This window comes from Rhodoferax sp. (genome assembly GCF_034519335.1).
Classification (GTDB): Bacteria; Pseudomonadota; Gammaproteobacteria; order Burkholderiales; family Burkholderiaceae_C; genus Allorhodoferax.
The window spans coordinates 238,701-251,485 of the sequence record NZ_JAXHOL010000040.1 but is presented as its reverse complement, the minus strand read 5'-3'; the positions used below and the strand labels follow the sequence as shown (position 1 = coordinate 251,485).

General features: G+C 63.2%; 11 protein-coding genes. All 11 read right to left on the bottom strand.

The window, feature by feature from the left end; all coding sequences use genetic code 11:
* Positions 1 to 7: 7 nt before the first annotated feature.
* Genes U5O12_RS18975 through U5O12_RS18925 form a run of 11 tightly spaced genes read right to left on the bottom strand, consistent with a single transcriptional unit; the run spans position 8 to position 12,768 of the window.
* Positions 8 to 586, bottom strand: a complete 579-nt coding sequence (locus tag U5O12_RS18975) for a cupin domain-containing protein (RefSeq protein WP_322580142.1) — start codon at positions 584 to 586, stop codon at positions 8 to 10.
* Between the two features lie 11 nt (positions 587 to 597).
* A complete protein-coding gene (locus tag U5O12_RS18970) occupies positions 598 to 1,401 on the bottom strand; it encodes a cyclase family protein (RefSeq protein ID WP_322580141.1) in 804 nt (267 codons plus the stop codon).
* Positions 1,398 to 2,558, bottom strand: a complete 1,161-nt coding sequence (locus U5O12_RS18965; protein WP_322580140.1) for an MFS transporter — start codon at positions 2,556 to 2,558, stop codon at positions 1,398 to 1,400. Before U5O12_RS18965 ends, U5O12_RS18970 begins: the two co-directional genes overlap by 4 nt.
* Before the next feature lie 17 nt (positions 2,559 to 2,575).
* The gene (locus U5O12_RS18960) at positions 2,576 to 3,706 is read right to left on the bottom strand and encodes an FAD-dependent oxidoreductase (RefSeq protein WP_322580139.1); all 1,131 of its coding nucleotides are present in this window, start codon (positions 3,704 to 3,706) and stop codon (positions 2,576 to 2,578) included.
* Positions 3,703 to 4,053 (bottom strand): Rieske (2Fe-2S) protein, encoded by a 351-nt coding sequence (locus U5O12_RS18955; RefSeq protein WP_322580138.1) that lies wholly within the window; start codon positions 4,051 to 4,053, stop codon positions 3,703 to 3,705. The genes U5O12_RS18960 and U5O12_RS18955 overlap by 4 nt, the downstream gene beginning before the upstream one ends.
* Positions 4,054 to 4,060: 7 nt before the next feature.
* A complete protein-coding gene (locus U5O12_RS18950; RefSeq protein ID WP_322580137.1) occupies positions 4,061 to 5,008 on the bottom strand; it encodes a VOC family protein in 948 nt (315 codons plus the stop codon).
* A gap of 30 nt (positions 5,009 to 5,038) precedes the next feature.
* Positions 5,039 to 6,196: an alpha/beta hydrolase family protein gene (locus tag U5O12_RS18945; protein WP_322580136.1), complete on the bottom strand. Its 1,158-nt coding sequence runs from the start codon at positions 6,194 to 6,196 to the stop codon at positions 5,039 to 5,041.
* 56 nt (positions 6,197 to 6,252) lie between these two features.
* Entirely contained in the window at positions 6,253 to 8,694 is a 2,442-nt protein-coding gene (locus U5O12_RS18940; protein ID WP_416221527.1) for an efflux RND transporter permease subunit, read from the bottom strand.
* Positions 8,691 to 9,749: a WD40/YVTN/BNR-like repeat-containing protein gene (locus U5O12_RS18935; protein ID WP_322580135.1), complete on the bottom strand. Its 1,059-nt coding sequence runs from the start codon at positions 9,747 to 9,749 to the stop codon at positions 8,691 to 8,693. Before U5O12_RS18935 ends, U5O12_RS18940 begins: the two co-directional genes overlap by 4 nt.
* An 11-nt stretch (positions 9,750 to 9,760) precedes the next feature.
* On the bottom strand, positions 9,761 to 11,110 hold the full coding sequence (locus U5O12_RS18930) for a DUF1329 domain-containing protein (protein WP_322580134.1): 1,350 nt from the start codon (positions 11,108 to 11,110) through the stop codon (positions 9,761 to 9,763).
* 14 nt (positions 11,111 to 11,124) lie between these two features.
* The gene (locus tag U5O12_RS18925) at positions 11,125 to 12,768 is read right to left on the bottom strand and encodes a DUF1302 domain-containing protein (RefSeq protein WP_322580133.1); all 1,644 of its coding nucleotides are present in this window, start codon (positions 12,766 to 12,768) and stop codon (positions 11,125 to 11,127) included.
* Positions 12,769 to 12,785: the final 17 nt, after the last annotated feature.

The following is a 12,785-nucleotide window of genomic DNA, read 5'->3' as shown; positions in this document are numbered from 1 at the left end:
GGCCAGCTCACTGCGTAGCAATAGCTTGAGCCAGGCCGTCTTCATACTGACCATCGATCAGCACAAACAGCATGCGGCAGGGTTTGCAGGACCGGTTGGCCCAAGCGTGGTTGGTACCTCGCTGCACCACCACACTGCCCGGCTTGAGCAGCACCTCGCCGGTGTCGAGCACCAGGGTCATCTCGCCCTCGATCACGACCCCGTAGTCCACCGATTCCGTCCGGTGCATCAGGGGGTGGGGGGAATGTGCCTTCACGGTAGATGCGTCCACATCGCCGATCTGACTAAAGGCTTCTTGCATACGTGCGCTGCCCTGGGCCAAAAACTCGGCCGTATCCGGCGGGATATCCACAAAACGCAAGCGCGTGCCTTGTGTGGGCGGTGGCAACACCACGGGGCCTACTGTGGGGTCCACGCCGTTGTCGACACGGGCCGGACTGCCTCGGGTGCTCCAGACTTCATGGAACACGGTTCCGGGGATGGCCGAGATGTGTGCCACGGTGGGCAAAGGGCCGTCGGACACAACGACCGCCGCGCCCTGGGCGTTGTGGCCTGTCACCACGCGATGGATGGGGGGAAATGACATGGGTTTGCTCCTTACGGTTCAAAAATGGCGACCGCCCGCGTCCACCCCGCCGATGCGCCGCGGATCTTGTGGGGGAAGCAGCTGATGGTGAAACCGGTGGACGGCAAGGCTTCCAGGTTGTGCAGCTTCTCCAGGTGGCAGTAGCCAATGTCGCGCCCGGCTTTGTGGCCTTCCCAGATCAAAGCCTTGTTGCCGGTCTCGGCCACTTTCTTGGCGGTGTAGCTGAAGGGGGCGTCCCAGCTCCAGGCGTCGGTCCCGGTCAGGCGCACACCGCGCTCCAGCAGGTACATGGTGGCCTCGTAGCCCATGCCACAGCCGGCCCTAAGGTAGTCCGGGTGCCCATAGCGGGACCCGGCGCGGGTGTTGACCACCACAATGTCCAGCGCCTGCAGGGTGTGGCCGATACGGGCCAGCTCGGCCTCCACGTCGGCAGCCTTGGCCACATAGCCATCGGAAAAATGGCGAAAGTCCAGCTTCACCCCGCTCTGAAAGCACCACTCCAGGGGCACCTCGTCAATGGTGATGGAGGGACGGGAGCCGCCGTTCCTGGCATCCTGCGTGGAATGGAAGTGCCAGGGTGCATCCAGGTGCGTGCCGTTGTGGGTGGTCAGCGTAACCCACTCGGCGGCGGCGGCCTCGCCATCGGGATAGTCCTCGGGCTTCGTGCCCGGAATCATCGCCATGAACTCGGGCAGCGTATCCGCATGCTTTTGGTAGGTGATCTTGGGCGCCAGGGGCGGCGGGTCCGACAGGACATCGTTTTCCAGGTAGATGGATAAATCGACAAAGCGGCGTTGAGGTTTGGCTGCAGTCATGCGGCCTCCTGCACCGTGGTGCTGACACGGCGGGTGCGGTGGATCCGGGCGAACGCCAGGATGGCCAACCCGTCAATCACCACAGCGGCCATACCCAGGCTGCCGTAGCCCAGCCCCTTGACCAGCGTGCCGCCCAAGATGGGACCAATGGCCGCACCGAACATCAGCATCGCAGGGGTGGCCGCCATGGCCCGTCCACTGGGGTCCAAACGTGCCAGTACGCCAAAGGCGAAGGTGTGGGTGAAGATCATCACCGCGGCGAACACTGCCGCGGAAGCGGCATAGGGACCAAACACGGTGGAGTTCATGATGAGTACCACCAGCACTGCCTGTAGCGCCGGCCCTGCAAACAACACGCTGCGGGCGGATACGCGTTTTTCCAAAACGGCGGCCAATACCGCAGGGAACAGATTCACCACGCCCAGGGCAATCAGCACACCCGTCACGGCCTCCAAGCCGAAGCCCCGGTCTCTGCCGACACGCTCCAAAAAGCTGAAGGTCATGGACTGCACCAATCCCATGGCGGCTATGCCGAGCACCCCCCACCACACAGCCGTTGGCAAAGGGGCGGCCAGTGCGCGCGCACCGGGAGCGTCCCCCGGCGTGTCTGCCACCGGGAATGCCAGTGCCGCAGCAACAGCGCCCACTGCCATGACGCCCGCAAAGACCTGGAAGAGCACCGGTCCACCCAGGCTTGCAACCAGCACCGGCGTGCCGCCCAAAAACACGATGGCAAAAACACCCAGCGCCATGCCCACCATGGCAAACAACCGGTGCGGGTTGCGGCTGCGCGCGATGGTGCCATGCGTCACGCTGAGAGCAGCGCCTGCCGCCACCCCAGCCGCTCCATGCAGCACCGCCAGTTGGGCAAACTGGGCGGTGGTGGACGCTAGGGCAAAGCCTACGGCAGATGCGCCAAAGCCCAGCGTGGCGACCATGCGACCCGGCAAAGCCTGAAAAATTGGTGCAAGCACCAGGCTGGCCAACACCGCGCCCGCCAAGAACAGGGTTGCCAGCAACCCTGCTTGCTGAGGATCGAAGCGGTACACCGAGATCAGGGTTCCCACCCATACTGGCAAGGCCACGAGGTCCACCATGCCGGCACAATGCGCCACCATGAGGGCGATGCGCCCGCGGACAGATTCAGTTCGGATCATGTGTCTCTCCTGGTATATCAAATGGGTTCGGCGAGTGCCATGTGGGAGGCACGCATGATTTGCGCATGCTCTGCCTTGTCGCCACCGGCGATCTCGATCTCGCCCAAACGGGCGGAGTTCTCCACCACCATGCGGCAGCGTTCCCAGCGGCGCGTCTCAAAGGCGGCGATGCCTTGCGGAATGTCTGTGGTGCGGCCCAGCTCCTCGGCCAGCACCAGTGCGTCTTCGATGCCAATACACGCGCCCGATGCCAGATGGGGCGTGGTGGCGTGCACGGTGTCACCAATTAACACCACACGGCCCTGCGACCATGGACGGGGCATGAGCATGCCTTCCAGGGGCCGGTACACGATCTGGGAGTCCGGGCCCAGCTGGGCTCGAATCTGTTGCAACACAGGCGCCGAAAAACCATCCAGCAAGGCCTTCATGCGATCCACAAAAGTAGCAGGGTCCACATGGTCGTTGACCGGCTTGGGCTCGGTGACGAAGAGGTACATCTCGGTCTTGGAGACGGGGTTCACACCGGGCTTGACCCGGGGTCCCATCCACATGGTGATAGTCTCAATGTCGGGATGCCGCGGCAGCACGGCACGCCATACGGCCTGGCCACTGTATTGGGGAACAGGAGCCCCTGGAAACAAGGCCTTGCGAACCTTTGAGTACAAACCGTCAGCACCAATTACCAAGTCATAACGCTCGGTACGTCCATCGGTGAAACTCACGTCAACACCTTCAGCATCCTGGGTGATCCCGCTGAACGAGCAACCCAAAAACACCCGCGTTCCGCAAGCACGGGTGGCTTCTGCCAGGATTTTGGCCAACACGGGGCGCAGGATGGCGCCGCCTCCGGGCACATCGGACTTCGCCAACCGGGGTGTGGGAAGCTCCGCCACCTTGGGACCGTGAGGAGCGCACAAATGCACTCCGTCGGATGCGTGCCCTTGCTCCAGGAATGCATCGAGCACATTGAGCTGGCGGAGTGCGCGCAGGGTGGCCGGCCCCAGGCTGATGCCAGCACCGTAGCTGCGCCAGCCGGGATCAATCTCCACCAGATCGACGTCAGCGCCCCGCTTGCGCAACTCGATGGCGGCGGACATGCCGGAGAAGCCCCCGCCAATGATGAGAATGCGTTGGGGTGTGGATGTCATGGATGTATCTCCTTTGTTGTTGTGTCTTGGATGTGCACGTCGCCCGAAGCTTCGAGCCGCACAGGAACGTGGGTCAGCGATTGGCCCAGGCACGGCCCCAAAGTGCACAGGCCTGTGTCAATCTCAAATTGCGCGCCGTGGGCGGCGCACACAATGCGGTCGCCCGCGGCATTCAGGTAGGCGTTCTTGCGCCATGCCATCGGGGTGTCGTGGTGCGGGCAGGCATCGCGCCACGCATGCACATACATGCCTTGGCGCACGAGCAGCACACTGTCCTGGCCCCGCCCCTGCGGATCAAACCCACGGGAGCCGCCCTCTGGCACGTCATCGATATGGCACAAACGCATGGCGGACTCAGGCTGCTGGTTTGCCCGCACCGGGGGGCGGTCCGGATGGGGCCCACTTCTCGCGGTGCTGAAACAGGAAAAGCTGGGACGCGTCGGCGCTCATGGGCACTTCGCGCGCGGCCCACTGGTCGTCGTGCAGGTCCATGTCGGCGTCGTACTCGACATGGCAGCCCAGAGGGCTGTTGAAGTACCAGAACCAGTTGCTGCCGAACTTGTGGCGCCCTGGGCCCCAAAAGCTCTGGTAGCCCTTTTCAACGAATCGGGTGCCAGCCAGCATGACCTCAGTCGGTCCCCCCATGTGGAAGGTGAAGTGCTCACAACCCTTCATGAACGGAGGGGTCTGGATCATGAAGAGGGTGTGGTGGTCCTGCGTACCACCCGGCCGCAAGAAGGGCCCCACACCGGTGAAGCGGTCGGTCGCCACAAAGCCCAGGCGCGCATAAAAGGCTTCTGCGCGCGCCGCATCGGGCACGAAATACACCACGTGCGACAAAGAGCGGGGGCGCGCCGCCATGTCCGGGCTCAGGCCCAGGGCGTTGGGGCCGCGCTGGGGCGCCGCGCCGGGTGCATTCACGGTCTCGGCCGGCAGCGACAGGGGGCGGCGCACGGTGACCTGAAAGGCCAGGGCAAAGCCCATGTCGTCGACGGTGCGCAGCACACCGCCCTCGCGCTGCACGGCACGGTCGCGGCGCAGTTCGGCTTCGATCGCATCCAGCGTGGCGGTGTCCGCCACGCCATAGACGGTTTCACGCAGCATGCTGGCCGTGCCCAGGCCGGGCGGCAGGCTGGCGTCGTCCTTGGCGCGCAGCACCACTGCGGTGCCATCCAGGGCTTCAAAGCGCCCCCCCTGTGCCGTCTGGTCCACAGGAGTCAGGCCGTAGTCCGTCAGGTATTGGCTGCAGGCAGCGAGGTCGTCCACGCCAAAAACCAGGGCGTCGGGTCCAATGATGTTCATGTCAGTTCCTTGGGATGAATAAGGGGGGGGTCAGGCGGTGCGCCCGCCCAGGGTTTCGGCCACCCAGTCGGCGATGTAGTGGCCGGCGTTGATGCTGTTATCGAAGCTGCTGTGCTGCACACCACCTTCGCGCTCGGTAAAAATCTTCAGTTCGCGCTTGGGGCTGTTGACCAGCTGCTCGTAGGTGCGGTGGGCCCACTTGAGCGGAATTTGGGAATCCTTCTCGCCGTGGGTCACCAGGAAGGGCACGCGGATCTTCTCGACAACGCCATCCAGATGCACGTTCTCGGCGATTTGCATGAACTCCTCCAGATTCGCCGCACCCCATACCCATTGCACATGCGACCAGTAGTGCGGCACGGGGAAGCTGCCTTCTTTCTCCAACCGGCGCTTTTGCACATCGCGCCAGTCATGGTTGGCGCCCCAAACCACGCCGCACGCAAAGCGCGGCTCAAACGCCACGGCGCGCGGGCAGTAGTAGCCGCCCAGGGACACGCCTTCCATGCCGATGCGTTTCGGGTCCACCTCCGCCCGGGTCTCCAGCCAGTCCACCACGCGGCTGGCCCAGTGCTCACTGTCATAGCGGGCGGTGAGGCCGTGCAGGCGCAAGGCCTCGCCGGTGCCGGGCTGGTCCACGATCAAGGACGAGACGCCGCGCTTGGCCAACCAACTGGGCAGGCCCACGCGGTACTTCATCTCTTTGGTGGAGTCCAGCCCATTGACTTGCACCAGTAGTGGTGCCGGCCCGCTCACGCCCTCGGCGTGGACATACAGGGCGGACAGCACTTTGCCCTCGTAGGGAATCTCTACCCGCTCGCAGTTTTCATGGGAGAGCCGCAGGCCATTGGCAAAGGCATCCAGAAAGGCCTGGTAAAGCGCCATGCGGCCCGGCGCACCGTGGGCCTGTAAGCGCTCACCTGTCAGGAAGTAGGTGGCCGCGCGGCTGTATTTTTCACCCGCAGACAGCAGGCGGCCGGCGGCTTCGTCTTCGCGGGCCAGGCCGCACAGTTTCTCGGCCATCTTGGACCAGATAGTGCGAAACGCCTGCGAACCGGTTGCGTCATTGGCCTTGGCGGCCTCTTGCAAAGGCGCACACATCTCCTCGATTTCGCCCATGCGGGCGCCCATTTCAATGGCGAGGTTGACGGAGAGGTTCCAAACGTAGTTGGTGGGAAAGTACTTGAACATAGGTAAGCAATCGCTAGAGGGGAAAAGAAAGTCAGCGTCGAGAGTCGTAGCGCCGCTCAGGGGGTGATGGCTGCTCCCGGTGATGGCGGCTGGGTCAGCGCTGTGGTGGAGTCCGCTGCCGGAACGCGGGCCGGGGGCAACAGGAAATGGGCCAGTGCCGGAACCAGCACCAGGGCGCCTAACATGTTCCAGATGAACATGAACGCCAGCAGCAGCCCCATGTCGGCCTGAAACTTGATGGGACTGGCCAGCCAGGTGATGACGCCCACCGCCAGGGTGACGCCGGTGAGCATGACCACCTTGCCGGTGAACAAGAGGGCGCGGTAGTAGGCGTCCGACAGGCTCTTGCCCTCCCGCAACTGGGACAGCGTGACCGAGAGGATGTAGAGTGCATAGTCCACGCCAATACCCACGCCCAAGGCAATCACCGGTAGGGTGGCTACTTTGACGCCCATGCCCAGCACGACCATGAGTGCCTCGGCCAACAAGGAGGTGAGCACCAGCGGCAGCACCGCCACCACCACCGCGCGCCAGGAGCGAAAGGTGACAAAGCACAGCACCACCACCGCGCCATAGACCATCAGCAACATGGTGTGCCAGGCTTCACGCACGACCATGTTGGTGGCGGCCTCGATACCGGCCGACCCTGCGGCCAGCAGGAAGCGGGTGTCGTCGGTGTTGTTGTGCTGCGCGAAGGCTTCGATGTGCGCCACCACGCGCGCCAGCGTGTCGGCCTTGTGGTCTCGCAAGGACACGTAGACCGTGAGCAGGTTGCAGCTGTCGTTGTAGAGACCGCGCGGCGCACCTGCCGTGACCGTGTTGAGCATGTCCTGGTTGGGCACGAAGGCGTACCAGCGCGGATTGCCTTCGTTCAAGCCGGACAGCACACGCCGGTTGAGTAGCGCCAGGGTGTTGGTGCCTTCCACGCCGTCGATCTGGCGCAACTCCCACTCCAGGGTGTCGATCTTGTTCAGCGTCTCGTACTGCGAGCACTGGCCGTCGGCCGTCTTGACCATGACGGCCAGCATGTCACTGCCGGCACCATAGGCGCGGTTCATGAAAGCGACGTCCCGGTTGTAGCTGCTCTCGGCGCGCAATTCGGGCGCTCCCGGGTCCAGGTCACCAATCTTCAGCTGTGTGCTCATGGCGAAGCCGCCAGCACCCAGCACAGCCGCCACACCCAGGGCCAAGGTCGCCCAGCGGCGCTGGGTAAAGCGGTCCAGAAAAGCCCATAAGGCCTGCTTGCTTCTGCCCGCTTGGTCCGCCGCCTCGGCACGCAGACTGCGCTGGGCCGCATGCTGGCTCACGCCGGTGTAGGACAGCAACACCGGCAGCAGAATGAGGTTGGTAAAAATCAGCACGCCCACACCGATGGAGGCGGCAATTGCAAGCTCACGGATGACCTGGATGTCGATCACCAGCAGGACGGCAAAGCCCACCGCATCCGCGATCAAGGCCGTCAGGCCGGCCAGGAACAGGCGGCGGAAGGTGAAGCGCGCCGCCACCAGCTTGTGCATGCCGCGGCCCACGTCTTGCATGATGCCGTTCATCTTCTGGGCACCGTGGCTCATGCCGATGGCAAACACCAAAAATGGCACCAAGATGGAGTACGGGTCCAGCGCAAAACCCAGCATGGGCAAGAGGCCCAACTGCCAGACCACCGCCACCAGAGAAGCCAGTACCACCAGCGCGGTGGAACGGAGGCAGCGCGTGTACCAAAACACCATGCCACTTGCGATCGCCACCGCCAGCGCAAAGAACACCAGCACCGCGCGCACGCCATCGATCAGGTCGCCCATGATCTTCGCAAAGCCGGTGATGTGGAGCGTCACGCCCTCGCCTTCGTACTTGCTGCGCAGGGCTTCCAGCCGCGCCGAGAGCGCGGCATAGTCCAGCGCCTGGCCTTGGGCGTCCTGCGCCAACAACGGAACGAAGATCACCGAAGAGCGGGTATCGCGGGCCACCAACTGGCCCAGCTCGCCGGAGCGCGCCACGTTAGCGGCCAGTTGCTGCAAGCTGCGGGCCGAGCCGTCGTAGCCATCGGGGATCACCGGTCCGCCTTCCAGCCCGTCCTCGGTCACGCCCACCCAGCGGGTGGTGGGTGTCCACAAGGATTTCATGCGGGCGCGGTCCACGCCGGGCAAGAGAAAGACTTCCTCGCTCAGGCGTCTCAAAGTGTCCAGATAGGCCGCCTCGTAGATCGTTCCCTGGGGTTGGGCCACTGCGATGCGCACGGCATTGCCCAGCCCGCTGAGTTCATCCCGGTACTTCAGGAAGTTCTGGATGTACGGGTGGGTGGCCGGAATGGTCTTCTCGAAACTGGCATGGAGTTGCAGCTTGGTCGACTGCCAACCCAGCACAGCCGTCACCAGCATGCACAGCAGGATGACCCAGCGACGGTGGTTGAACAGCAGGCGCTCAACCCAGGAGCCGGAATGCGTGTCGAAAGAGGCCAGGTCCCCGCTGGCGTGCCATGTGGATGGTGTTGCAGACATCATGGACGCCCCTCCTGGGCCACCGCAGGCGACGGCACTGGCACCACGCCGGCCACCCCCACAGTGAGTACTTGGCCTTGGGCCAATGGCAACAGCGCCGCAGGCGAAGGCAAGGGCACGGTGTTCAGGGGCGTGACCTGCACACCTTGCAGGCGCAGAATATGGCCGGCCTGGGTGGCCAGCAGCAAATCCCCCTCTGGGGTTTGCGCACTGGCCATGATGGATGCCGGACCGGGCATGGGCACGGCGGCCCAGCGCTTGCCGGCGTCTTGCGATTGCCACAGGTTGCCGCGCATGCCTGCCAGCGTGAGTTGGCCGCCGGGCTGCATGTCGCCCGAGAACCAGCTGCCACGGTAAGGGGACTCCAGCGCTTGGAAGGTCTTACCCGCGTCGTCTGAGCGGGCCAACACGCCTTGCTCGCCGGCCAGCAACACGCTGTCACCGGACCGGCGGGCCACATACCAGTGCATGCCACGCGGGTTGGGCAGACGCGCCATCCAGGGCTGCCAGCTCACGCCCCCGTCCGCGCTGTAAAAGGCCAGGCCGTATGCGCCCACGGCCAGCATGCGACGGGTATCCCACAGCACCACGTCCAGAAAAGGCTTGTCGGGGCCGTCGGCCATCAGGCGCTCGGCATCAGCGCGCTGGAAATCGTCCGACGCCTCCCGCAACGCAACAGCCGCCAGCTGCTTGCCATCAAGGCGCAGCTGCCAGTTGCGTCCGCCGTCCTGCGTGGTCAGTACCGTGCCGCCATGGCCCACTGCCACGCCGTGGAGTGCATCCGCGAAGCGGACCATTGTCAGAGTCACGCTGACGGGACTGGGAACCTGTTTCCAAGTCTTGCCCAAATCCTCGCTGCGTACGATCACACCGCGCTCCCCCACGGCCACTAACGGCTCACCGGCCTGGGCCACAGCCAACAGAACCGAGCGCTCCGGCTGGCGAACTTGCAGGGCGGGGCGCTGCAACGCATCTCCCACCGGGGCGGCTAAGCCGCCCGATGCGCCAACTACAGCGGTAGCGGCGACCAGCACCCGCAGCCAACCCTTCACACGCATGACGGAATCCTTCACCGAACCCCCTGCCCTGCCATGGCGTCTGGCGTGAAAAAGCTATCGGCACGGCGCGGTAGGATTTTGTAGTGCTGCTCGCGTTCGTTAACCACGCCGCTGGCGTACCACGCGCCGGACAGCAGGTCGTTGAAGCCCCACTGTTGTTGCGGTGTAGTGGCAGGAAGGTCGGGCATCACGACAGGGTGCGACCAGATGGTTTTCCAGAGCTGGCCATTGCCGTCCCAACGGTCCCCCAAGACAGCAACCCAAGTGTCTTCGTCCACGTAGTAGCGGCTCTTGGGAGCCTGGTGGCGCTGACCGCTCCTGAGCGTCGACTCAATGACCCACACCCGGTGCAACTCCCAACGCACATGATCGGGGTTCAGGTGGTTGGCCATCAGCACATCGCTGTCTTTGGTGGGCGTGTGCAGTCCGTTGGAGTTATACGGAATCAGCACTTCTTTTTTGCCCACGATCTTCCAGTCGAAGCGGTCACCGCGGCCGGCGAACACATCTACCTCGTCAAAGCTGGCCACCCCACTGGTGGCCGGTGTCGGCGTGTCACAGCAGGCATTGGGCAATTTGCGCACCCGGCGTTGACCGGTAAGGTACACCCAGGTGCCTGCTTTGTCTGGGTCCAGGGTCTGGCGCCCGGTGATGGCCTCGCCCGCCCGCACCGGTGGGCCGCTGTTGACCACGCGGACCAGCCAGTGCTCGCCCGTGAATTTATCTGCCTGGCCGTTGGCGTAATACGGCATCTGGAAGTCGCCAATGCCTTGCACTGACATCACCATCTGTCCGCTACTGGTACCCATGTAGCCGCGGAAGTCGTTCTGCCAGGCCTCACCGCGCCAGTGCAGCTCGTGGTTCATCATGACTTCGCGGCCGGTCTTGGGAACCGGAAAAGGAATACCGCCAAATGCACCTTTGACTAGCTCGCCGTCCATGCTCGCATTGGTTGCATTCTTAAACGTGTTGTCGTACACCCATTGCGGCGCGGCCGCTGTGCGGTGGGTCTTGTACACATCCACGCGGTAACTTTTGGGGTACTTCTTGAGCAGGGCTTGGGTGCCGTCGGTGAGCTTGTCCGCGTACTGGGCCATGTTGGCTGCCGTGATGCTGTAGAGCGGCTTTTCGGCGGCAAACGGATCGCTGCGGCGACCACCGTTCTTGAAGCCTGCCAGCGGTGTGGTGTAACCGCCGGTCCAGGCGGGGATAGAGCCGTCCTTGTTGCCTGCGCGCTCGGCACCGAAGGGGGTTAGCTCGGTTTTTAGGCGTGCGGCCTCCTCTGCCGTGACGCCTGCCACCGCGTGGCCTGTTGTGCCCAGCAGCAACATGCAGGCGATCACGAATCCGTGTTGTTTCATTCTTTGCTCCTGAATCAAAAAGTGGTGCGCACCGAGAAGGTGAGGTAGTTGCGGTCTTTCAGGGCCTGCAAGTACTGCGCGTTGTTGTTGGTGTCCAGCGTGGTGCCCGAGGCACCCGTGAACTGGACGTAGTTCATTGCGAACGTCCAATTGCCAAGGTAAGTTCCGGAGAGGCCCAAGGTCACGTCGCCACCCTTGTCTACACCGAAGGCTGGCCCCACAGCGGATGAACGGCCTTGGGTGTAGCCCACGCCAATTGAGGGAGTCAGGTCCAATCCGGGGCTGACTTGGCGATAGGTTGGCGCGTAAATCATCCGCACAGCCCAAGCTGATTCGTCCGAATTCGGATTGAGCATCGACGCATTTTTTGTCACGCTCAGACGGCGGTTCCAGGCGATTTCGCCGACCAATGAAGCTTCGCGGGAAATGAAGGACGGCCCCAAAGAAGCAATCCACGAAACCTGTGCGTGCCCGGTTTGACCCACTGCATAGCCGGGGTTGTCGCTGTTGTTGAGTCCCACGTTGGAGCCGGTTACGGTGTTAATCGTCTGACCAGAACTGGCCAGTGGTGCGTTGTCGCGAACCGAGACTTCACCCGCCCACCCCCATTCGCCGACCGACTTGGAGAAGCTCGCACCGTAGGCCAGCACACCCTCGTGGTAGACCCACCGATACGAGCTCGGGGTCGGGGAGTTGGTGTTGTAGATGTTGCTGGGCGTATTGGCGTGGTACCGGGTGGCGTAGAAGCCAAAGTCTGTATCGATGGAAGGTGCACGGACACGCAACTGGATGCCGCCTTGCCCGTCACTGCTAGGCTCTAGATCTGCCTTCTTCAAGAATGAAAAAGACCCCGCAGCAATTCGTTCAGCACCGGGCCCTAGGGCATCACTGGTGGACAGGTAGGCGCCGACCGGAATAAGTCGCGTCTTTTCCCATTCATACCCCACATAGGCACCCACTGACACGTCCGAAGACAGCTGCACTTGGCCCGAGAGCTTGCCCGTGGGGCGCGCAACTTCCTTGAATGTGGAGTTAGGCACCGACAAGAGCTTGATCAGGTCCAGAGGTGCTTGTCCGCCGGCAATGCCGTTGGCACCAAAAAAGAGACTTTCCCCCCACAGCAAAGTGTGACGACCAAGGCGAGCGGAGGCAGGCTTGTCGCCCAATTCGAAGCTGCTGTAAACGAACGCGTCCAAGACCTCGACATCGCCGCCCATCAAGCGCTTCGTCTCCGAGGGAAACTGACCCGCAGGACTATGGTTCGATGTGCCACTGGTATTGCCGGTGCCGCCGGCATAGGCCGCGTCATGCCATGCCGCAGCGCTCACACGAGCGCCATAGCTGGGCCCCGCTAAATCGATCTCGCTGAGCAGATCCAACCGGTTGGACACGATCCCGCGACCAAAGTTGTTGTTGCCGTCGTTTTGGTTAAGGGTTCCTGTTCCACTTGAGAGCTCTGGAGTAGCCGCATCCAGACGATTCATCACGCTGTATTTGATGGTGTTGTCCCAGCGCAGTTTCCAGTCGGGATTGCCGGTTTCTATCTCCAACGCAGATGCACAGTGGGCTGCCAACAAGGTCAACGCTGCGAGCGCGATGGAATGGCGACGCCCGAGCACATGTGCAGGTCTTGCGCCTGCACGCATTTCATTTCTCATGGTTTGTCTCCGTTGTA